Source organism: Vagococcus changpingensis, assembly GCF_058211775.1.
Genome location: NZ_JBYVZB010000004.1, coordinates 76424 through 99092 on the forward strand (window position 1 = coordinate 76424; position 22669 = coordinate 99092).

Sequence of the window (22669 nt, forward strand, 5' to 3'; positions counted from 1 at the left end):
AATCTTATTAGATTGGTATAACTATTATTTATCGTTGTTACGAATAACAAATCCACGGCCACCATCTTTTTTCTGCGAAGGTTTGTTGTTTGATTTGTTGTTATTATTTTTTTTAGGTGCATCAGAATTGTTATAACGTTTTTTCTTGTTATATTGTTCCTTGCCACCACGGCCGCCACCTTTGTTGTTATTACGACGGTTATAGTTACCACCTTTACCACGGCCACTATTTTTATTATTACCACGACGGTTTGGTAATGGGCGTTCTGGTGTGATTTTTACAGGGACTTCAGCTGCATCATCTTTAGAAATTTGTTTAATTAACAACGCCACTAAATCTTCTGCTGTGTAGTCTTCTAATAAATCACTTGCTGCTAATTGATATTTTTCTAAGCCATTAGCTGCTAATAAATCTTTAATTTCAGTAATCGCTGCACCAATTTGTCCTTCTACTGCTTCTTTTTTAGAAGGTGGACGAAGTGGTGTCATACGTTTTTTCGTTAAGTCTTCAATAACATGTAAATAACCCATTTCATTAGGTGTAACAAAGGTTACTGACATACCTTCTTTGCCAGCACGACCTGTACGACCGATACGGTGAACATAACTTTCTGGATCTTGTGGAATATCATAGTTGTAAACATGACTCACACCAGAAATATCTAATCCACGAGCTGCGACGTCTGTTGCAACTAAGATATCTAATTCGCCATTTTTAAAGGCTTTTAAAATACTCATACGTTTGTGCTGTGGTAAGTCTCCATGGATACCTTCTGCTTTATAACCACGCATTTCAAGTCCACGAGCCAATTCATCGACGCGACGTTTTGTACGGCCAAAAACAATTGTCAACTCAGGTGATTGTACATCAAACAAACGAGTCATAATATCAAATTTCTCAAATTCTTTACAACGAACGTAATATTGATCAATTAGGTTAGCTGTCATTTCTTTTGCTTTGATACGAACATGTTCAGGGTCTTGCATGAATTTAACCCCAATACGTTTGATTGAATCTGGCATTGTTGCTGAGAATAATAATGTTTGGCGTTCTGCTGGAACTTTTGAGATGATGGCTTCGATATCATCTAAGAATCCCATATTTAACATTTCATCAGCTTCATCTAATACAAGAGTTTCCACTGTATCTAGTTTCAACGTACGACGATTAATATGGTCTAATAAACGGCCAGGAGTTCCCACAACAATATGTGGTTTGTTTTTTAACGCACGAATTTGTCGACCAATATCTGCCCCACCATAAACTGATTGAACTTTAACTTTTTTTTCTTTACCTAAACGGTATAATTCTTCTTGTGTTTGAATAGCTAATTCACGTGTTGGTGCAATAACTAATGCTTGTAACTCAGGTCTATTAGAGTCAATTTTATTTAACATTGGTAACCCAAAAGCGGCTGTTTTACCAGTACCAGTTTGAGCTTGACCAATAACATCTCTTCCTTCTAACGCTAATGGTATTGTCGCACTCTGTACAGGTGTTGCTTCCTCAAACCCAATATTTTCGATAGCTTGTAATAAACTTTTTTCTAACTGTAATTCACTAAATTTCAAATGATATCCTCCTAGTTTGTTGCTAAATCGACTGCTTTTCTTTTTATATAATGAAAAAAAATGAAAATAGGCATTCGTATAATACTATCACATTCTTAAATAATTAACAATAAAACCTTGCCTATTCATGGTTTTTTAATAAAAAATCAACAACTTCATTTAATCCCATTCCATTGCTTGCTTTCAGAAAAACCGTATCTTTTGATTGCAGTTGACTTGATAAATGTTTCATTAATTCTTTTTTTTCTGTTTTATGGTAAAAATGAAGAGAACCTTTTGGCATTCTATCATTTAACAGATTATAAAGAGCGTTCATTTGCTCGCCATACAAATAAACTTGATCAATATGATTTGGTGAAATATGCTCGGAGATACTTTCATGCATCTGGCTAGATAGTTCCCCTAATTCTAGCATGTCACCTAACACAATATATTTCTTGCCTTCTAATTCTAACGCAGAAAATGTGTCTAACACTAATTTCATTGCAGTTGGATTGGCATTGTATACATCACTTAAGATATCAATGCCGTCATTTGTTTTCAACCATTCTGTTCTATTTTTAGTTAAATCAAATGTTTCTAGCCCATTTTTCATTTTTGAAACAGGTATGCCAAAATGATTTCCAATCAATAAAGCAATCAAAGCATTTTTGACATTATAGCCACCCAAAACCGGAATTGAAAATACTTCACCTTCAAATAGATTAGTTTCAAACTGTGTATCAACTTTCGTTTCTGAAAGTATGGAAGCTGATAAAGTTGCTTGCGTATCTATCCCAAAACTTTCAACCTCTTGTGAGATATCCACTATCAATCGTTTTAACAATGGCTCATCATTTGGGATAATTAAAATGCCTTCTTTTTTAAGACCTGAAGTGATTTCCATTTTAGCTTCAGCAATGCCAGCTCGTGATCCTAAGTATTCGATATGAGATTCCCCAATCAATGTGATGGCTGCAATATCTGGTGTCGCAAGATTTGACAAGACTTCAATTTCACCTTTATGATCCATCCCCATCTCTAAAACTAACATCTCTGTATCTTCTGGCATGGATAAAATCGTGTAAGGCAAGCCAATATGATTATTATAATTACCTTGTGTTTTATATGTTTTAAATGCTTGTGATAACACAGCTGCCGTCATATCTTTTGTTGTTGTTTTCCCGTTACTCCCTGTAATTCCTATTACTTTAGGTGCACTTTTTTCTAAATAAAAACGAGATAATTTTTGTAAGGCAATTAATGTATCTTCGACTTTAATATACGCAATATCTTCAGATAACTCTTTTTCTGATAAAACTAAAGAAGCTCCGTTATCAATGGCTTGCGGAATAAAATCATGACCATCTCTTGCTCCTTTTAGTGGAACAAACAAGCTATTTTCTCGCACTTTTCGTGTATCAAACTCAACAGAGGAAATCGTTTGGTCATCTAAATGTTGAGCATAATTGATGCCTTCTACCGCCGCGACAATCTCTTTAATTAATAAGTTCATAGCTCTCCTTCTTTCTCTTATCAACAAAAAAAGCTGAACAAGCGTCCAACTCTACAACTGCTCAACTTCAATTTGTTGTTTTTTTTCAAAACGTAGTTTAGCTAATTGAATCAATTCTTCTAGCAAGTCACCATAATTTAATCCCATATTTTTCCATAGTAACGGATACATACTAAATGGTGTAAAACCTGGCATCGTATTCACTTCATTTAGGAATACCTCATTATTAGCTGTTAAAAAGAAGTCACAGCGACTCAATCCACTACCATCTAGTGTTTGGTACGCTTTTTTAGCATAATATTGTAATGTTTCTTGTAATTCAGCTGAAATATCTGCTGGAATTTGTAATTCCACTTTATTGTCCAAATATTTTGATTCGTATGTATAAAATGCCACATCTTTAACAATCTCTCCAGCTAAAGTTGTTCTGATTTCATCATTACCCAATACGGCAACTTCTAATTCGCGTGCTTCAATTCCTTGCTCCACAATGACACGTCGATCAAAACGGAATGCCTCATCTATTGCCTGAACTAATTCTTCACGAGATTCAGCTTTATTAATACCGACACTTGAACCCATGTTAGCTGGTTTAACAAACATTGGGTAAATCAAACTACCTTCACACTCTAACAAAATGTCTTCTTGGTGATCTTTATAGCCCGTTTTAGTTACTGCAACATATGGTAATTGAGGAATACCGACTTGCTGGAATAACTGTTTACCAATGATTTTATCCATAGCACATGCACTAGCCAAAACTCCCGCACCAACATACGGCATATTTAATACTTCAAATAATCCTTGAATCGTACCATCTTCTCCATTAGGACCATGTAATACTGGAAAAATAACCGCATTTCCTTCTTTTAAATCACTTGGTAAAATAGGTTGAGCATTGGCAATCGTTAAGTGTAGAGATTCTTTATTTAAAGGTGCCTCATGATACACAGGTCCCTTTAGCCAATTACCATCTTTCGTAATATAAACTAATTGAACTGAATAATAGTTATAATAAATTGCTTGTAAAATTGAAAAGGCCGATAGAATTGATACATCATGTTCAGCACTTTTACCACCATATACTAAAAAAATCTTCATGGTTGTCCTCCTAAATTTACTAGGACTTAATTATACTCCAGTTTTCAGCAAAATTCTATTCCTTATTTTTTATCTATATAAATAAAAGAAGCACTGCACTAAAACAATATCGGGTTATCTACCGTCTTAAAATACCATGACATCTTTTGATGTTGATAGATTAAAACACCTACTTTTTCTTCCAAAAATAATTGATTACTCTCAATTTTTCTAAGATTATCTTCAACAACATGTACGGGTATTTTATACTCCCCATTATCTAGACCAACTTGTGAAAACTCAAATACAGTCCCTTCTTGCATAATACTTTTTAACTCTTTTACTATATCGTATGGTAAAGGCGTTATATTAGTATAGCGTTTTGAGAATAGAGAGCGATTAGCATTTAATTGGTATAAAACTTTATCAGTAATTTTTTGAGATAAAGACTGATAAAATTCGTCTATATTTCGATAATATACTTTCATCACTTCTTGTTCTGTCTCAAAAAAAGCATAATTGTTTTGTAATTTATAAAAAAAAGGCGAACGCAATTGCATCTTCATATGGGATAAATACAATATTTCAGCAATTTCATTTGCTGTCAAACGTTTTAATGTATCATATTCTTCAAAATCTAACCATTTAATTTCTCGCCTTTTATTATAATTTAAATTGCTTAAATATCGATCAACATTTTCCTGGCCGCGTATTACCCTAAATCCAGTATGCGCTTCATACTCCCCCTCTAGCTCACTAGCATCTAGCAATAGTAAGTTTTTGGGACGATGAATAGTATAACGATCAAAGTCTTGATGGCTAAGTCCCTTTGTTAAAACCGAGTTACTAATACCATCTAAATGAACATATATATTTCGTCGCAACACCTTCACCTATCTTTCTTCTACTAGTAATTTCCATTAATACAACTATACCATTTTTCCTTAACAAAATGAACACATAAACCCTAGCAGTTTAATTACGTTTGTATTACAAATCTAGTGAGGTATTTAAAAAAACGGCATAATAACGTAATGTTGTTTTATCACCCTACTTTCTTTATTTTTAAAATTATTATGGTATGATAGTTGATAGAATTACATGAAAAAGGGGGCTAATATCATCTCTAACAAAAATGATTCATCACAAAAAAAACGTTCAACAAAACATCAAACCAAAAAAAAATCGATTGGGCAACGATTTAAACATTTCTTTTTTAATCTAATCATGATTATTCTTTTTTTAGTAGGGATTGCATTAATTTTTAATAACCAGATTAAAAATTATCTTGTAAAAGAAAATACGGCACAATATCAAGTCAATAAAATAACTCGAGATGATGTTGTTAAAAATGAACAAAAAGAAGCAACTTTTGATTTTGATCAAGTAGAATCGCTAGATTTCAATACTGTCACTAAATCACGTGGTCGTGATGTCGGAGATGTTGTGGGTGGTATTGCTATACCCAGTGTGGATTTAAATTTACCGATTCTAAAAGGGGTTTCTAATTACGTTATTTCTGTTGGAGCTGGAACGATGAAACCCGATCAGAAAATGGGGTTTGGAAACTATGCTTTAGCTAGTCATTATATGTATGATCCTACTTTGTTATTTGCTCCTTTAGTCCGAGTGGAACTTGGATCTTCTATTTATCTCACAGATTTAGAGTATATCTATGAATATAAAGTTACCATGAAAGAATATGTAGAACCAACAAGAGTAGATGTTATTGAAGATGTTCCTGAAAAACGTCAGGTTACTTTAGTCACTTGTGATACATCTGGTGAACACCGTCTTATTTTACAAGGTGAACTCGTAAAAAAAGTGAATGGAAAAAAAGCACCAAAGGATATGCGTGATGCTTTTGAATTAGCACAAAACAATTATTATTAATATAGTAAAAAGCATTGAACACAAGAATGTTTCTTATGTTCAATGCTTTTTAAATATTTGGTAAATAAAAATTTCGATTGTCCAATCCAAAAATACGTTCTGTATACTCCCCAGGATTTACTTGTTTTAATGATCCTAACATCATTTGCATTGATGCGTCTAAATTATCTAAATGATGCAATATTTCTGCTTCCATAATTTTAGGCCTAACAGGTGATCCATATTCCAACAAACCATGGTGTGCTAATACAACATGCTTAAGAACTAGTACTTCCTCATCTAGTTCTGAAATATTTAATTCTATACAAGCCTTTGTTATTTCTTCATCAATCATCACAATATGTCCTAATAAATTTCCTGCTAAGGTATACTCTGTTGCGACAGGACCTGATAGTTCATGTACTTTCCCCAAGTCATGCAACATAACACCTGCATATAACAAAGACGGATTTAGTTCTGTGTATTCTTGTGAGACAGATTTTGCTAAGCGTAACATGGTTAAAGTATGGAAAGCCAACCCTCCTGCAAACGCATGATGGTTTCGTTTTGCTGCTGGGTATTCAAAAAATTCTTTTTGATACTTACTAAGAATATGACGGACAATACGGTGCCATTTTGCTTGAGTAATATCTAGTAAGTAATCATTAAATTCCTGTTTCATCTCATCAATATCAATAGGTGCTTTTTCCATGTATAAAGACGGATCAACCGGTTCATCATTTTTAGCTAAACGCATATGAAGAATTTTGACTTGAGGCATATTTTGATACAGCTCACGTTTACCATTTAAGAACACAACTTTACCAGTTGTAAATAGCTCAATATCTTCTTCTGATGCTCCCCAGTACTTACCATCTATCGTGCCTGAATTATCTTGGAATGTAAACGCAATGAATTTTTTTCCATTTCTCGCTACTCGAACATCCGCTGTTTTTAATAAGACAAATGCTTCAAATGTTTCATCTACAGAAAGTTCCCTTAATTTTTTCATGCTGTTTCTTCCTCTCCAATAACCAAAACAGATTGATCTTTCATTTTAAAATATTCTCTCATTGCTTTATCAGATGTTAAACAAATAACTTGATTATCTTTTCCTAACATATCTAATAAATTAAATAAAGTTGCCTTACGTGAATCATCAAAATGGAGCCAGCCATCATCTATAACAATTGGTGAACCGTAATCCTCACTATGTAAATGAATAAAAGCTAGACGAAAAGCCATATATAATTGATCTTTTGTCCCAGTAGATAGTTGATCAATTGTCCAAGACTGTTGCGTTGTATCAACGACCCATAATCTACCATCTTCTATTAATACCTTATGATATTTTTTATTAGTTAATAGATTGAAATAACCTGTGACTGTACCAAGTAATGTTGGTAATTGTTGATCTGATAAGTATTGAAATAGCCGTTGAATCAACTCTTCAGAAAATCGTAACGTTAACCATTGCTCTGTCATTTCTTCAATTTTTGCTAATTGAGTGGCTCTTTCTTGTCTCAAATCATCTAATGAGCCATTTTTTTCCATTTGCTTCATATCATAATCAATTTGTTGCCATTCTATTTGATACATTCGTTGTTTATCTTTCAGTTCATCCTGAATTTCTTTTACCTTCATTACTTCGCGGTTGATTGAAAGTAATTTGTATTCTTTAGATAAATCGAACACGTGCTCTAACTGACGTTCTAATTCGCTTAAACGTTTAGCATTTTGATTTAGCTGTTCTTGATGATTTAACCATTCTTTAGCTATATCAATTGGCGTAGCCTCATGTTGATCAATTAATTGATTAACCAATTGTTGACTAGCCGCTTTTTGATGTCGAATAGAGGCTAGTTCACTTTGAATATTGCTTGTTTCACTACCTTCCAGACGATTAATTGCTTCTTTTTGTGCCTCAACAAATTGTTTGACTTCTTTAAAGCCATCACGAATATTTTTATCTTCTAAAGGAATCCACTCTTTAGCAAAAGAAAGTGATTGTTTATAAGAATCAATTGCTTTATCAATCGTTTCAAGCTGTTGTTGCATCTCTTGTTCATTTTTTTGAATGTCACGTAATTGACTAAAAACAGGTAATGTAGTTAACCACATTGAAACCGTCTCATCTGTAGAGAAGCCATATGCTGTCGCCCATTGTTCTTTTTGTTTTTTTACTAACGCATCCTGTTCTTCAAAATTAGCTAGTTCTTTTTCCAATTCATATAACTCGCCAGCTAGTTGATCCGCCTCGCCTAATTGTTGTTTATATAATGTTTTGGCTTCTTCTGGGGTCACAGATGACGACTTTGGTACCCTAGATGTATTCATAAAACCATAAATACCTAACCCCGCAAAAATAACGACAATCACATATAGCCATGATACACCTAACACAATTGCCAGTAGTAGCATCATAATAGCAATCGCTATTGAGAGCCCTGAAAACATTTTTATCGTAAATGAATCAAGAAATGGGCTATTATCTAGATGTTCCTCATTAATCGATGCAGATGAAGTATCTAATTGATTTTCTGATTCAGATAATTCATAATCTAGTTTTCGCTGACGAATGGATAATCGGCTTTGTTCATTGGATAATATCACTTGTTTCCGTAATAATTCTTCCTCAACTTCTGCCAATTCTTTTAATGATATTTCTTCCTGTTCTTCAATTACCACATCAAGTAATGCATCTGATAAACGATATTTTTCATATAATTCTTTTTTATTTGATGTATAGGCATCGAGTTGCTGTTGCATAACCTCTTGTCGCTCACTGATTGATTGAACACTCAATTGATCATCTAATAATTGTTCAAATAATTCTTGATTCTCAAGATAAAATTGAACAGCTGGAGTAATGTCTTTAATGATTTCACTTTGATTTTCTAATAGTTCAGTCTCTTTTTTTGTTAAAAAACGATATTCCTGTAATGCGTCTGACACACTCTTAATGGTTGTTTGTGAGGCAGCGTCTTTTTCTTTCTTTCCACCGGTCTCCCTGTTCAATGTTTGCCATTCGGTGTATAGAGGAAAATATTTTTGCTGATCTAGCAATGTCTTTTCTAAGGAATAGCTATCTTCCAACTCCTTACGTTCTTTTTCCAACAACTCTTCTAATTCTATTCGTCGATCCCATTTATTTTGGTAAGTTTGTTCTTGTTCTTCAACTAAACGAATACTCTGTTCCAAACGGTTGAATTCTTTTAATTGTTGATTTAATAACGGAATTCGTCCAGAAGGTTTATATATTTGTTGTCTATCTTTTAGAAAATCATTTGATATGGCAGTTAGTCGTTCACTTCCTGTTAAACCAACTGTCAACAGTAAACGTTGCAATCTAACTTCATTTAAATCATCTAAATCAACCAACTGTTCTTGCTGAAAGCTAAACACCTCATCAAAAATTTCACGTGTTAAAGGTGATAAAATAGTTGTTAGAAGTCTCTCGTCTCCTACTTGACCATCTTCTAAACGCACATATGCCTGCCCTTTATTTTTTTCTTTAAATCGCTCAACGTAAATTTCACCATGAACTGGGTGATCGATAATTAAATGCCCACCATATGTCGCTCCAGCTACTGGTGTAAAATCACGTGTCATATCACGTTTTTTAGGAAAACCAAATAAAATAGTCCGTATAAAATGATATAATGTGGATTTTCCTGATTCATTATCACCAAAAATGAGTTGATTATCTTCTTTTAAGTTAAATACTTGATTATTAAATTTTCCAAATCCATTAATGTATAATCGTCTTATTTTCATTGGCCTACTCCATTTTTAAAAATCATTTTGTCCTTCACTAATTGGCTACTTTCTTCTACAATACGTTCCATATCTTCTTCATCAAATACAATATTCGTTCCAATTACTGGTTGTTGCACAATATCCTTCGCAACATCATTAAATTCATTACGCTTCAAGAAATGTTGTGCTAAATCATCGACTAAACTTGAATCAAATCCCATAATAAGTTGATCTATCTCGATTGGCTCAATCATTATATCGACTAACCAAATATAATAAGAAGTTTTTCTTAATAATTGACGTTGAAGATAACCTAATATTTCTTCTTTATTTAAAAGTAGCTCACTTAGTCCTTCTTCAGAAGATGGACTCAATTTTACTACTAGTAAGGTTACCTCTTTTGTATATTTTGCTGCCATGATTTCTTTTTCAATTTTTGTTAGTTGATCTGATCGTATTATTTCTTTTAATGAGATATCTTGTTGCACCCATGCTGCTTTACTTACATCGATAAATTTTTGCGATACACTAGAGCCATTGACTTCAACCAGACTAACTCCCTTAGTCTGTCTCTCTTTTCGAGTATGTCCTTGAGGAGTTCCTGGATAAATAGTTAGTGGTTTATCTGTTAACACCTCTGTCTTATGAATATGCCCTAATGCCCAATAATCATATGTTGGTTTTAAATCAGATAAAAGAAACGGAGCATATTTTCCTTCTTGTGCTATCTCACCATGATAAAATCCAATGTGATAATCTGTTTCCATACTTCTACTTGGATAATCTAACGCTTTATTGCCTTTAATCCACTGATGTTCATAAGAAAAACCACTAATAGAAACACTTTGTCCATTTGTCATTTGTAGAACCTTTGTCGTAACTTCTTCAGTATCAAATAATATGACGTTTTGTGGCCATTCAAACCAGTAACGACTTTTCGTATAATAATCATGATTTCCAAAAGACATCACTACTTTGATTTGTTCTTTTTCTAGACGCCTAAATTGATCCATTACAAATTTTTGTGTATAGATAGACGATGTTGCTTGATGGAACGTATCTCCAACTATCAATAAGAAATCAACTGACTCCTTAATACAATTTTCTATAATGGTCTCAAACACTTTATAATTTATTTGTTGTATCTCTTTTTGAAATGTTACATCTTCTGTTGTAATACCAGAAAAAGGTTGATCGATATGCAAATCTGCCATATGAATAAATTTCATGTGTCACACTCCTTTTAGCCATTCATAATGTTTAATCAGAATAAGTTCTATAAAAAATATAGGTGGTTAAGCTCTTTGCTTAACCACCCATTATTGTGTCGATTAATCTAACGTATATAAATCTTGAACTGGTTGCATAATGATGCGGTTTAAGTCATTAACAATCATGCTAAATGCTTGTTCTTTTTGCATTAAATCTTGAATTAATGCTTCACCTTGAACTTTTTCAGCCATTTCTTGTGCTTGCTTAGCATCTTCATCCGAAAATTCTTCACCTTGCATTTGTTTTTGTTGTAATGTCATTTGCAATTCTTGAAAAGCTTTGAATAATTCAAAAGCTTCTTCATTTTCTTTCACTGCGTCAAAAGCATCACTCAATGCTAAAAATTCATCCATTTGGCGAATTTCACGTTCAATTTGGTTAGCACTATCATAAATATTATTTGACATATATAAGCTCCTTTAAATAGAAATTTATTCTCCTAATATTGTAACATGTTTCAAAGAAAAAGCCTAATATTATTGAGTTACCTTACCCCAGATACCTTGCCAAACTTCACCCACTTTGTCTAATCCTTTTTTGATGCCGTCTCCTACAGTGTCTGCACCTTGTTTAATTTTTCCACCAACATCGTTTAGTTTGTCACCAATTCCATCTAATTTACCATCAGTCCTTGTATCATTTTCTTGATTATCGATATAATCCGTTGACTGTGTCACATCTTTCACTGGAAATGGTGTGTTTGGAGAAGCTCCTAATATACTTTGCATCTCTGTTCTGAAAATATTAGAAATATAACTACTGTCATTACCTGGCAAATAATGATCCGGCCCACTTTTATCAAAACCAATCCATGTTGCGACCACCACGTCAGGAGTATAACCAATCATCCATTGATCTTTCGACATACCATCTGCATTAATATTCTCAGTCGTTCCTGTTTTACCGGCTATTTGATAACCATACGGCTGAGCTGCAGCACCTGTTCCCGTACTATAAACCCCTTGAAGCATGCTAGTCATCTCTTCAGCTACTTCAGGCGTTGTCACGCGTGTAGATTTCGGCTTTTGATTTTCATAAATAATCACACCATGTGAATCCTCAATCTTGGTAATAAAATGTGTTTCGTTTCTAACTCCCTCATTAGCAAATACGGTGTATGCACTTGCCATATCAATTGGTCTAGCTCCTTTGGTTAGTCCACCTAACGCTAAACCGTAATATTTATCTTTTTCATCTAGTTTAACACCAAATTGTTCCACTTTTTTATACCCTCTATCAATGCCAATTTCATGCATTAACCAAACAGCAGGAGCATTTAAACTATGAATCAAGGCATTCGTCATAGATGTCTCACCACTATATGTATGCGAAAAATTATGTACATCATAATAAGGTAATTCTTCATCTTTTAACATATCATCTGGTTTATACCCTGCTTCTAATGCCGATGTATAAACAGATAAAGGCTTCATTGTTGATCCTGGTGATAAATAAGAGTTAGTCGCACGATTCCAGCCCCGATAAGTATACTCACCACGTCCCCCGACAATCCCCATCACACCACCAGAACTAGGATTAATCGCAACAGATGTCCCTTCTACAATTTCACCATCTGATGCTGCTGGTGGAAATAAACTATCATTAGCAAAGGTTTGATCCATTCCCTGTTGATACACTTGATCTAGTGCTGTGTATATTTTGTAACCACCACTTGAAATGTCAGCGTCAGTCAATTTCGTTTTATCAACCGCTTCAGAAATGACCGCGTCAAAATAATAAGGATATTTATAGGTATCTTTATCCGGGACATATGTATCTGTTAAATATATCGGTTCTTTCATCAGCCTATCTGCGGTTGCTTTATCTAATTTTCCATTATCCACCATCACAGATAAGACTGTATTACGTCTGTTTACAGCATAGTCCATATGATCAATCGGGTTATATAAACTAGGACCTTTCAAGGCGCCGACTAATACAGCTGCTTCATCAACAGTCAAATCTTTAGCATCTTTACCAAAATATTTTTTTGACGCGTCTTGAATTCCCCAAACCCCACTACCAAAGTAAGATTTATTCAAGTACATTTCCAATATTTCATCTTTTGAGTACTCTTTTTCAAGTTCGATTGCTAGAAAAAGTTCTTTTGCTTTACGAGTAAAATTTTGCTGTTGGTCTAAAAAGGCATTTTTAGCTAGCTGTTGTGTAATGGTACTACCGCCACCGCCACTATTATTTCGTCTAATGACCTTCCTAACAGCCGCTCTCATAATTCCTTTTACATCATATCCCTTATGTTTATAAAACCGACGATCTTCTGTTGAGATAAGTGCGTCTACTACATGAGGGGAAATATTATCTAGCGTTACAAATGTCCCACCATTTTTTCGAAGCTTACCTGCCTCATCTCCATCTTTATCATAAATCGTCGTTGATTGTTCCAAACCAGCTTTTAAGCCTGACACATTCATACTTTTAGCCAGGTAAAATAAATAAAGACTTGTGACTAAAATAACGGTTAATGTCACTAACAAAATAATTTTATTAATATGATATTTTTTCCATATTCTTTTTTGATGGATACGAAACGTTTGCCAGTGAGGCTGCAACCACGTACCAAACCTTATTAACCAGGATTTTATCACTTCAAAATACTTCTTAATATGCTCCATGATAACGTCCTTTCTATTAAATTTTATAAATTTAGTGTATCATATTATCAGAAATAACTAATACGTCTAAAGACTTATCTTCATAAGTCACTTTAATATACCATTTAAAAATTAAATTACTACATGTTATTTTTTAAAAAACGTTTAAATTAGAAAAAGGAGTCTACATATGCAACTTTCTATTACTCTACCTCCCTCAACAACTCAAATAACTGTTCGAGAACTCTTAGAAACAGAGTGGCTTATTCCTAGAAAAGTAAGACATTTTCTTAGAACGCGTAAAAATGTGTTAAAAAATAATGCTCCCGTCATGTTTCACGAAACTGTCGAGTCTGGAGATAAGATTACGTTAATCTTTGAAGAAGATGATTACACTATTCCTCATATTATTTCTGGTAATGCCAAGGCTATTAATGTGCTATGGGAAGATGACCATCTAATTATTGTGAATAAACCTCACGGACAAAAAACACATCCAAACCAACCAAAAGAAACCGATACATTATTAAATGACCTTACTGCTTACTTAAAGCCTAAAAATCAACTCCCATATGTTGTCCATCGATTAGATAAGGAAACCAGTGGAGCGATTGTATTTGCAAAAAATCCTGTTATATTACCAGTTTTAAGTAGATTACTTGAACAAAAAGAAATAAATAGGTATTATGAAGCAGAGGTAAGTGGTTTAATAAAAAAGACACACTTTACAATCAATCAACCTATCGGAAGGCATCGCCACGATCGTAGGAAACGAGTCATTGATTCCAAAAAAGGAGATAAAGCCACTACACATGTAACAGTCGTAGAGCGATTAAATAACAAAACGCGAATAGAATGTCAATTAGATACTGGTCGCACACATCAAATACGTGTTCATTTGGAAAGTATTCATCATCCAATTATCGGTGACCCACTATACAATCCAACGTCGCATGCAAAGAGACTTCAATTACATGCTAAATCTCTCCATCTCATTCATCCTTTTACTAAGGAAGAAATAAACGTACAAGCGACACCTTTTTTATTTGACTAATTACCTATTAAAGAAAGGACTGATGTTAATTGGCAAAGACACTTTATTTAATGAGGCACGGTCAAACACTGTTTAACCAACTTGGCAAGGTGCAAGGAGCTTGTGATTCACCATTAACCGATGAAGGGATTAGACAGGCAACTATCGCTAAAAAGTATTTTGATGACAACAATATCAACATCGATTCATTTTATTCTTCTACTCAAGAACGAGCATGCGACACGCTAGAAATCATCGCCGGACACACTGAATACACACGATTAAAAGGAATAAAAGAATGGAATTTTGGTTTATTTTAAGGCGAAAGTGAACGACTCAACCCTAAACGAAAAAAAGGTGACACCTCGTTTGGAGATTCATTTGTAGCCTATGGTGGCGAGTCGTCTAAAGACGTCCAACAACGAATGGTAGACACTCTAACAGATGTTATGACAAATGATCCTCAAGATACTGTGTTGGCTGTTAGCCATGGTGGTGCGATGTATTTGTTTATTCAAGCATGGTTAGAGTACGAAAAAGTAACATCCATCTCGTTTTCAAATTGTTGTATTTTAAAATTTGCCTTTGATAACGGAAAATTTGAATTTATAGAAGCAATTAACCACACATTTTAAAAAGACAGCACCTGTTTAGGTGACTGTCTTTTTGTTATTATTAATAAGCTTTTGCCCAATGCATCATGTACTTAGCGGGCTTACCGTTCCATAAATCTTTCAATCCTGTTAAATCATCTTGTTGATGATCAAAACTCCAGCAACGAGACGTAGCACCTGTTTGTTCTTTGATTAACTCTTCCACAGCTTCATCACCTGACCATGGTGCTAATACAAATCCGCCTTCTTCGATTAATCGATTAAACTCTTCTTTTGTTGTGGCAATACGCGTTTTTTCTTCTTGACGTTTTCGTGCTTTAGCTAACATGTCATGGTGAATGGCTTCTAATAATTCAGAGATAACGGTTGGCAATGTGTCATCAAACGGTACGGTTATTTTTTCTAGGGTATCTCGTCGAACGACAATAACTTGATTATTTTCAATATCTTTAGGTCCCATTTCAATACGAATAGGATAGCCTTTCATTTCAGCTTCACTAAATTTCCAGCCAGGTTGCTTGTCGCTATCGTCTACTTTAATCGTTGCCACATCTGATAACATACCTTTTAATTCATCTGCTTTATCTAAGACACCTTCTTTATGTTGGGCGATAGGGATGATGATAACCTGTATTGGAGCAATTCTTGGAGGTAAAACTAACCCACGATCGTCACTATGAACCATAATCATTCCACCAATAGTACGTGTTGTTAGCCCCCATGACGTTGTATAAACAAACTGCTCTTTTCCTTCCTTATCTGTGTAAGTGATGTCAAATGCTTTACCAAAATGATCTCCTAAATGATGAGAGGTATTAATTTGCAATGCTTTTCCATCATACATCAACGTTTCATTTGTATAGGTTTTTTCTGCTCCAGCAAATTTTTCACTTTCTGATTTAACACCTGTTACTACGGGGATAGCTAGAATATTTTCACAAACATCCACATACATATCAAGAATCATTAACGCTTCTTTCTCTGCTTCTTCATGACTCACATGACAAGTATGACCCTCTTGCCAAAAAAATTCTGTTGTGCGTAAAAACGGGCGAGTATTTTTTTCCCAACGCATGACATTCGCCCATTGATTATACAAGACTGGTAAATCACGATGAGAATGAATCACTGTTTTAAAATGCTCACAAAACAACACTTCTGACGTTGGACGAATCGCTAAGCGTTCACTTAACTTTGTTTCACCGCCCATTGTTACCCAAGCAACTTCTGGAGCAAATCCCTCAACATGCTCCGCTTCTTTTAATAATAAATGTTCTGGGACAAGTAGTGGCATCATCACATTTTGATGCCCTGTTTCCTTTAACCTGGCATCCACTACATCACGGATTTTTTCCCAAATTGCGGTTCCTGTTGGTCGGATAACCATTGATCCTTTTACGCTAGAGTAATCACACAGTTCCGACTTAAGGCAAACATCTGTATACCATTTTGCAAAATCATCCTCTCTACTTGTAATTTGTTTGACAAAGCCTTGTTTTTTAGCCATTTAATCTCTTCTCCTGTCTATTTTTATGTATAAAAAAAGACTCTACTTTGCAAGGACCAAAATAGGCGGTGCCACCTTGCTTTAAAGTAGAATCATACTTTACAACTTCATTAGTTGATAACGTTAACTAAACGATGCTTCTTGGTAGGTTCAAGGGGGCTTGATAGAGTCTTTCCACCACCCGACTCCTCTCTAAAATAAAACTCACCCTCTACTATTCCAAGACAATATCTGTATAACGTAAATCTAGCATCTACAATAATTTTTGTCAATCACAAAAATTCCTTAGAAGGACGATCTTTCTAAGGATAAATATTAGTTTCAAAACTAGAGTAACTCTCTAATAACTTATTATCAATAATCAAACTATTTTAGATTCTATGACAAAGTGAATAATTTTTAAGTCAATGCCATGACGATCCTTTCCCCATGGCTGATTTTTTCCAGTACTTTATGGATAATCAGACCGTTAATGTTTAACTTTTTGATCAAAATCTTTTTTAGCTTGTTAATTAATTGAAAGAAAAAAGATACTATCACTTTTAGACATACCTTGTCGTAATCTTGAATAAATCTCTTGCTCTATAAAACGATAATCCTTAATTTTTACAGTTTTTCATTTAATTAATAGCAAATAAAAATAAAAGACACGCGAACTTACCTACAAAGCACTGCTATTAACCTTTTTTGATTATTGAATGAAAAAACCGACTCATAAATTTTATGTTTATATGGTGTCTTTACCTTCAAATACATTTTTTTTAGGTAACTTATACTGAGTGATATCTTCACCATCAGCTATTAGTGCTTCTTTAAAATCTTCGATACTCAAATCAATTTTTCTAGATAAATCAAATACGATGTGTAGCATGTCGTGAAAATACATTGAATTTCCTTGTTCAAAATATTCTTTATATTCTTTAGAGGTATTAGAAAAACCTGTCTCCTTTTCAAATTTATGTGCTTCTTTCACATAAATATCAAAGTTTAATTTTGTATATTCAGCAAAATGATTAAAGATTTCTATAGCCAATGATAAATCATGATACCACATATCATAACTTTTTTTAGCCAATCCTCCTTTAGCTTCAATTAATCGAAATTTATCATCACGTATATATTGTGTAATTAACATTTCTATATTTAAACTAATACCTGTATAAGAAATATTTTCAAATTCAAACTGTTTTAAATCTGATAATTCTGCTAGTAAACTTTGCGGAGTAAACTGCCTATTTTCCAAACTTTTGTATACTTTTTTTTGTTCAAACATTTCTTCTCCTCCAATACCTTTATTTACTCTTATATTATAACTTAAACACAAAAAAAGACATACTGTTATATCATCTGTTAACAGGATATTTTTGAGCATTCTTTATCAGTTTTTTCTCAATGATATCATCTATGTTAAACCCTAGTTTATCTGCTAAAGTATAAGAATAAATTAATACGTCTGCTAATTCTTCTTCGAGACGCTCTGTTTGTTTCACTGCTTCTGAATTATCTAACCATTGAAATAATTCTAGTAACTCATTAGCTTCTAAAGAAATAGAAATAGCTAAATCCTTTTCCTTGCTTGCATGATTCCACCCACGTGCTTTTCTAAATTCATTGATTCTCTCTATCGATGTCAACCTTATCACACTTTCTATCATTTATTTCTATTATAACAAAAAACCCTACACATATTGGTAGGGGGCTACTCGAATTTTTATCGTTAATATTTAATTTTAATATGTCCATCTGGTTGTTTAATTAAATGAACATCACATATAAAAACTTTTTGTGGAGAAAAATATTGACTAGATAACACAACTGTCAATATATTCCATTTGTCGTTCTCTTTAATATCAAGATCTTTGATTCCATTTTCTATTTTTTCCTTTAATTCATCTAATACAATCGCTAGTTTACTTTCATCACTAAGTTTTTCTTCCACTGCTTTTAAAAACAAGTCATAATTTTCTTTTGAGATAAACAATGTATCTAAACCATTTATCATACTAATTCCTCCTTTTTTTCCTATCATACAATACTATACTACTAAAAAATGATAAAAAGTCGATTTATTTAAGAAATATTTTTATAAAAAAACACACAACATATAGCATATAATATGTTGTGTGTTTCAAATTATTTAATCTTAGCGATGAATATAAGTATATCCTGACGCACTAATTGTTTGGCTGTTTGGTCCAGTTGGTGAAGAAAATCCAGTACCACCTTGCGAAATTGTAATAGTATTATTTGAAGCATTGTAAGAATCAACATAAGCAACATGTCCATAAGAACCATCTGCTGTCCATTGTCCACCAACAGATTGACCTGCTGCAAATACTACTACCGCACCTGCTGCTGGGGTCGAATTAACAGTGTAACCATCTGCCGCAGCAGAAGCTCCCCATTGGCAACCGTTACCCCAATAAGTACCTACCCACGGAGCAACACTTTTCACGTACCAAGTACATTGCCCCACAGCATACATATTTCCTGACCCTGAATGATCTACTCCACTACCGTTAGAAGTTGTATTTCCACTAGGAGTTGAACTTGGTGTCTCATTTGATGATGTAGTTGTTTCACTTGATGACGTAGTTGTTTCAGTAGTTGGTTTTTCTACCGGTTTACTTTCTTGTACTGTTGAACTTGATTGTTCACTTGACGATGATGTACTATTCTGTGTTGTTGTCTCAGTTTTCTTCTCGTCTACTGTTTTTTCTGCTTTAACAGCTTTAACAGCTACAGGTTTTTCAGAAGCTTCTTGTTGCGCTTTTAACACTTTGATTTGTGCAGCTTTTGCTTCTTCTTTTTGTTTATTTAATTTAGCTTTATCGCCTTCAGCTGTTGCTTGTTCCGCTGCTAAAGTTGTTTTTAGTACATTTAATTCAGCTTGTTGTGAAGCTAATGAATCTTTTTGACTTTGTAATTCTTTTTGTGTTGAAGCCATTTCACTTATTTTTGCTTCATTTTCTTGAATATTTTCTTCAACTGATTGTTGATCTCTTTTTTGTTGTTTTACTAAATCGTTGTTTGCATTTACAATGGTACTCATTGCATGAACACGACTAATGGCATCTGATAATGAATCAGCTTCTAAAACAGCATTCACATAGTTTGTACTTTGTCCATTTGTTTGTGCATCACGTGCTTGTTTTTGGATTGATTTTTCACGTTTTGCAATTCTAACTTTTAATGTTGCAATCTCACTCTGTAATTTTTCAGTATCTTGGCTTAATTTAGCTTGTTTAGCTTCTAAAGATGAAACTTTTTCGTTCACAGAAGCTACTTTTGATTCCAAAGCATTAATTTCAGCTTGTGCTTTTTCTTGTTGACCTTTTAAAGCGTTAATTTTTTCATCTTGTTGTTTAATTTGAACATCCACAGAATCTGCTAATGCAATACTTGGACTAGCTACAGCTGTTAATGCAATAGAACATACCATAATCGTTGATAAAATATTCTTCTTCAATTTTCTTCCTCCGAATAACTTGTCTAAATTTATATAAAATGTGTTTAATTATTAATTTCTCTTTCCTTGACGACTCCGTTATTTTAACATAGTGATATGTCAAATAGATAAAGGAAATGTTACAAAAACATTTCATTCTACTTTCGTTATTCTGTTTTTAATCGATTTTCAGATTAATTGAAATGTATTGTTAATCAAAAAAAGAATGTATTTGTTATTTGAATAGCACTTTAATCGTCATAAAAAAGTCACTAGTTTATACTAGTGACTAAAGGAGTTGTTTTATTTACTTTGGAGGAGTAAATAAAATGAAAAAGTTTGTTAGGGTTGTTTTGTTGGTATGCTTATAGAGTAGATAATAAATATGATATTTCTTCTATTCAAATAAGAACTTTTTATAAATCCATCAAGTATTAATTAAAACGTTTAAAACGATCGACATTTTCCATATATTCTTTTTCTAGAGCAGGAGACTCAATGGATCCAATCACTAATTGGCCACGTAATTTCCAATTCTGTGGAATACCCCACTCATTTGATACGGATTCATCAATAATTGGATTGTAATGTTGTAAATTAGCCCCGATATTTTTTTCTGCAAGGGCTGTCCAAACATTGGATTGAGTTAGACCACTTGCCTGTTCCGACCAAATAGGAAAGTTTTCTGCATATAACGCAAATTGTTCTTGTAATCCTTTCACAATATCTGTGTCTTCAAAAAATAAAATGGTTGCTTTTCCATTAGCAAATCCTTTTAATTTTTCTTTTGTATTTTCAAATGCCTCTGGTGGTGTTAAAGGTTTTAATAACTCTTCAGTCATACTCCATAATTTTTCATGTGCACCATCAAATAAAAATACTACACGTTGACTTTGAGAATTAAAAGCAGTAGGAGATTCTCTGACAACTTCTGTTACTAATTCTACAATTTCATCATTAGATAGAGAGATATTTTTCCCAAGATTATATATTGAACGACGTTTTTTTAATAGTTCTACAAAATTTGACATGTGTTAATCAATCCTTTTTATTTATTTGATGTTTATACTATATCAGCTAACATTAAGTAAGTAAAATTATATGCTTACTTAATATAAGAAAAAACAGCCGAAATATTTCGACTGTTTGATTAAATTATTTTTTTGGATATAGTTTCATAAAGTAATGTTTTAACATTGGTGGAGCAATCAACGTTGTTAATATCACTGAAATAATAACTGTTGTGTAATATTCTTGTGATAGTAGGCCTGTTGCTAATCCTGTTGTTCCAATAATCAGGGCTACCTCACCTCGTGATACCATACCTGAACCCACAGCAAGCGATGCATGATTATCAAATCCTGTCATCTTCGCTCCTAAGAAGCCACCAAATAGTTTAGATAAAATAGCTATGATTGTACAAGCAACTAAGAATCCCATTTGACTTAGTACCCCATCAAACGAAATGCTTATACCTACACTGACATAGAAAAATGGTACAAATAAGGCATTCGCAATCGGATCAACTGTTTTTTCCACTTCATGTTGGAAAGACGTCTGAGAAATAAATAATCCTGCTAAAAAGGTTCCAATAATCCCAGCCATACCTAGCATTTCACCAAAATAAGCAAAGCCAAATGCTACAATTAACGCACCTGCTGTTACAGGAGCAGTGACTTTAAACTTTGAAAATAATGTTAGGAATTTAGGAACAATATAAACGCCTACAACAGATGCTACAACAAAGAATAGAACTTTTTTGAATAGTAACAATGGAACAGAAGAACTAGATGTATCTTCTCCCATAAAGGACATCACAAACGCTAACAACGTCACAACTAAAATGTCATCCACAACGGCTGCACCTAATATGGTTGTAGCTTCTCTTGTTTGCATCATGCCCATTTCTTTTAACACTTGAACGGTAATGCTCACACTAGTAGCAGAGAAAAGAACGCCTAAAAAGATTCCTTCATTGAAAGAAAACCCAAATAATTCTCCCATAGCAAAAGCACTAGCAAATGGTACTATGATACCTAATACCGCCACAGCAACTGATGGTTTCCAATTTTCTTTTAACTGATCTGCATCTGTTTCAAGTCCAGCTAAAAACATCAACAATAAAACCCCTATTTCTGAAAATTCTTGAAAAATAGCTGAGTCTTGTACTAATCCTAAAACTGCTGGTCCAATTAAAATACCAATCAGTAGTTTCCCCAAAACTGCTGGTTGACCAAGTCTAACAGATAAATGCCCAGCAACTTTAGTTGAAAATAATATTAAAACAATAGTAAACAATAATTCCATACGTCATCCCCTACTCTTTTTTTATACCTACACTAATAAATCTATCAAATTGTTGCATCTCTTGTAAAGATTTATCGTATTTTTTAATCCCAATATTA

Annotated in this window: 18 protein-coding genes and 1 pseudogene; 3 read left to right on the top strand and 16 right to left on the bottom strand. The window is 33.5% G+C overall.

The features are described 5' to 3' along the window. Nucleotides 1–24 precede the first annotated feature (24 nt). The 4 genes from cshA to AC37UB_RS08740 form a co-directional block, all read right to left on the bottom strand. Nucleotides 25–1572 (bottom strand): degradosome RNA helicase CshA, encoded by a 1548-nt coding sequence (gene cshA / locus AC37UB_RS08725; protein ID WP_117973500.1) that lies wholly within the window; start codon nt 1570–1572, stop codon nt 25–27. 121 nt (nt 1573–1693) lie between these two features. After that, nucleotides 1694–3067 (bottom strand): UDP-N-acetylmuramoyl-tripeptide--D-alanyl-D-alanine ligase, encoded by a 1374-nt coding sequence (locus AC37UB_RS08730; RefSeq protein WP_117973501.1) that lies wholly within the window; start codon nt 3065–3067, stop codon nt 1694–1696. 51 nt (nt 3068–3118) lie between these two features. Then, nucleotides 3119–4168 carry a D-alanine--D-alanine ligase gene (locus AC37UB_RS08735; protein ID WP_241699576.1) on the bottom strand — a complete coding sequence of 350 codons (1050 nt, stop codon included), beginning with the start codon at nt 4166–4168 and terminating at the stop codon, nt 3119–3121. 98 nt (nt 4169–4266) lie between these two features. Continuing rightward, nucleotides 4267–5031 carry a hypothetical protein gene (locus AC37UB_RS08740; RefSeq protein WP_117973503.1) on the bottom strand — a complete coding sequence of 255 codons (765 nt, stop codon included), beginning with the start codon at nt 5029–5031 and terminating at the stop codon, nt 4267–4269. A 217-nt stretch (nt 5032–5248) separates the two neighbouring features. On the opposite strand from AC37UB_RS08740, the gene AC37UB_RS08745 reads away from it, so the two are divergent. Then, nucleotides 5249–6040, top strand: a complete 792-nt coding sequence (locus AC37UB_RS08745) for a class A sortase (protein WP_117973504.1) — start codon at nt 5249–5251, stop codon at nt 6038–6040. A gap of 49 nt (nt 6041–6089) precedes the next feature. On the opposite strand, the gene AC37UB_RS08750 is transcribed toward AC37UB_RS08745, so the two are convergent. The 5 genes from AC37UB_RS08750 to AC37UB_RS08770 all read right to left on the bottom strand — a co-directional run bounded on the left by AC37UB_RS08750 (nt 6090) and on the right by AC37UB_RS08770 (nt 13683). After that, nucleotides 6090–7031, bottom strand: coding sequence for a 3'-5' exoribonuclease YhaM family protein (locus AC37UB_RS08750; RefSeq protein WP_241699577.1), 942 nt, complete (start codon nt 7029–7031; stop codon nt 6090–6092). Continuing rightward, nucleotides 7028–9796, bottom strand: a complete 2769-nt coding sequence (locus AC37UB_RS08755; RefSeq protein WP_490685618.1) for an AAA family ATPase — start codon at nt 9794–9796, stop codon at nt 7028–7030. The genes AC37UB_RS08750 and AC37UB_RS08755 overlap by 4 nt, the downstream gene beginning before the upstream one ends. Next, nucleotides 9793–11007 (bottom strand): metallophosphoesterase family protein, encoded by a 1215-nt coding sequence (locus AC37UB_RS08760; RefSeq protein WP_241699579.1) that lies wholly within the window; start codon nt 11005–11007, stop codon nt 9793–9795. Before AC37UB_RS08760 ends, AC37UB_RS08755 begins: the two co-directional genes overlap by 4 nt. Nucleotides 11008–11109: 102 nt before the next feature. Then, complete coding sequence (locus AC37UB_RS08765; RefSeq protein WP_241699580.1) at nt 11110–11457, bottom strand: YlbF/YmcA family competence regulator; 348 nt, start codon at nt 11455–11457, stop codon at nt 11110–11112. A 69-nt stretch (nt 11458–11526) separates the two neighbouring features. Next, nucleotides 11527–13683 (bottom strand): PBP1A family penicillin-binding protein, encoded by a 2157-nt coding sequence (locus AC37UB_RS08770; RefSeq protein WP_490685619.1) that lies wholly within the window; start codon nt 13681–13683, stop codon nt 11527–11529. A gap of 169 nt (nt 13684–13852) precedes the next feature. Here AC37UB_RS08770 and AC37UB_RS08775 point away from each other — a divergent pair, with 169 nt between their 5' ends. Both AC37UB_RS08775 and AC37UB_RS08780 read left to right on the top strand, forming a co-directional pair. Then, nucleotides 13853–14716, top strand: a complete 864-nt coding sequence (locus tag AC37UB_RS08775) for an RluA family pseudouridine synthase (RefSeq protein WP_490685620.1) — start codon at nt 13853–13855, stop codon at nt 14714–14716. Between the two features lie 50 nt (nt 14717–14766). Then, a pseudogene (locus tag AC37UB_RS08780) lies at nt 14767–15330 on the top strand (histidine phosphatase family protein). 40 nt (nt 15331–15370) lie between these two features. Here the strand turns inward: AC37UB_RS08780 and proS are convergent. The 7 genes from proS to AC37UB_RS08815 all read right to left on the bottom strand — a co-directional run bounded on the left by proS (nt 15371) and on the right by AC37UB_RS08815 (nt 22571). Continuing rightward, nucleotides 15371–16816: a proline--tRNA ligase gene (proS, locus tag AC37UB_RS08785; RefSeq protein ID WP_117973511.1), complete on the bottom strand. Its 1446-nt coding sequence runs from the start codon at nt 16814–16816 to the stop codon at nt 15371–15373. Nucleotides 16817–17543: 727 nt separating this feature from the next. Continuing rightward, entirely contained in the window at nt 17544–18089 is a 546-nt protein-coding gene (locus AC37UB_RS08790) for a hypothetical protein (RefSeq protein ID WP_117973512.1), read from the bottom strand. A 70-nt stretch (nt 18090–18159) separates the two neighbouring features. After that, nucleotides 18160–18471 carry a nucleotide pyrophosphohydrolase gene (locus AC37UB_RS08795; protein WP_117973513.1) on the bottom strand — a complete coding sequence of 104 codons (312 nt, stop codon included), beginning with the start codon at nt 18469–18471 and terminating at the stop codon, nt 18160–18162. 62 nt (nt 18472–18533) lie between these two features. Then, the gene (locus tag AC37UB_RS08800; protein ID WP_117973514.1) at nt 18534–18818 is read right to left on the bottom strand and encodes a hypothetical protein; all 285 of its coding nucleotides are present in this window, start codon (nt 18816–18818) and stop codon (nt 18534–18536) included. A 141-nt stretch (nt 18819–18959) separates the two neighbouring features. Next, nucleotides 18960–20285, bottom strand: coding sequence for a CHAP domain-containing protein (locus AC37UB_RS08805; protein WP_117973515.1), 1326 nt, complete (start codon nt 20283–20285; stop codon nt 18960–18962). 413 nt (nt 20286–20698) lie between these two features. Further along, nucleotides 20699–21295: a nitroreductase family protein gene (locus tag AC37UB_RS08810; protein WP_117973516.1), complete on the bottom strand. Its 597-nt coding sequence runs from the start codon at nt 21293–21295 to the stop codon at nt 20699–20701. A 124-nt stretch (nt 21296–21419) separates the two neighbouring features. Further along, complete coding sequence (locus tag AC37UB_RS08815; protein ID WP_117973517.1) at nt 21420–22571, bottom strand: cation:proton antiporter; 1152 nt, start codon at nt 22569–22571, stop codon at nt 21420–21422. Between the last annotated feature and the right edge of the window lie 98 nt (nt 22572–22669).

Excerpts from the sequence above, each read along its gene's own strand:
- AC37UB_RS08730 (WP_117973501.1), bottom strand. The coding sequence starts at position 3,067 with ATGAACTTATTAATTAAAGAGATTGTCGCGGCGGTAGAAGGCATCAAT.
- AC37UB_RS08735 (WP_241699576.1), bottom strand. The coding sequence starts at position 4,168 with ATGAAGATTTTTTTAGTATATGGTGGTAAAAGTGCTGAACATGATGTA.
- AC37UB_RS08745 (WP_117973504.1), top strand. The coding sequence starts at position 5,249 with ATGAAAAAGGGGGCTAATATCATCTCTAACAAAAATGATTCATCACAA.
- AC37UB_RS08750 (WP_241699577.1), bottom strand. The coding sequence starts at position 7,031 with ATGAAAAAATTAAGGGAACTTTCTGTAGATGAAACATTTGAAGCATTT.
- AC37UB_RS08755 (WP_490685618.1), bottom strand. The coding sequence starts at position 9,796 with ATGAAAATAAGACGATTATACATTAATGGATTTGGAAAATTTAATAAT.
- AC37UB_RS08760 (WP_241699579.1), bottom strand. The coding sequence starts at position 11,007 with ATGAAATTTATTCATATGGCAGATTTGCATATCGATCAACCTTTTTCT.
- AC37UB_RS08765 (WP_241699580.1), bottom strand. The coding sequence starts at position 11,457 with ATGTCAAATAATATTTATGATAGTGCTAACCAAATTGAACGTGAAATT.
- AC37UB_RS08770 (WP_490685619.1), bottom strand. The coding sequence starts at position 13,683 with ATGGAGCATATTAAGAAGTATTTTGAAGTGATAAAATCCTGGTTAATA.
- AC37UB_RS08775 (WP_490685620.1), top strand. The coding sequence starts at position 13,853 with ATGCAACTTTCTATTACTCTACCTCCCTCAACAACTCAAATAACTGTT.
- proS (WP_117973511.1), bottom strand. The coding sequence starts at position 16,816 with ATGGCTAAAAAACAAGGCTTTGTCAAACAAATTACAAGTAGAGAGGAT.
- AC37UB_RS08790 (WP_117973512.1), bottom strand. The coding sequence starts at position 18,089 with ATGTTTGAACAAAAAAAAGTATACAAAAGTTTGGAAAATAGGCAGTTT.
- AC37UB_RS08795 (WP_117973513.1), bottom strand. The coding sequence starts at position 18,471 with ATGATAGAAAGTGTGATAAGGTTGACATCGATAGAGAGAATCAATGAA.
- AC37UB_RS08800 (WP_117973514.1), bottom strand. The coding sequence starts at position 18,818 with ATGATAAATGGTTTAGATACATTGTTTATCTCAAAAGAAAATTATGAC.
- AC37UB_RS08810 (WP_117973516.1), bottom strand. The coding sequence starts at position 21,295 with ATGTCAAATTTTGTAGAACTATTAAAAAAACGTCGTTCAATATATAAT.
- AC37UB_RS08815 (WP_117973517.1), bottom strand. The coding sequence starts at position 22,571 with ATGGAATTATTGTTTACTATTGTTTTAATATTATTTTCAACTAAAGTT.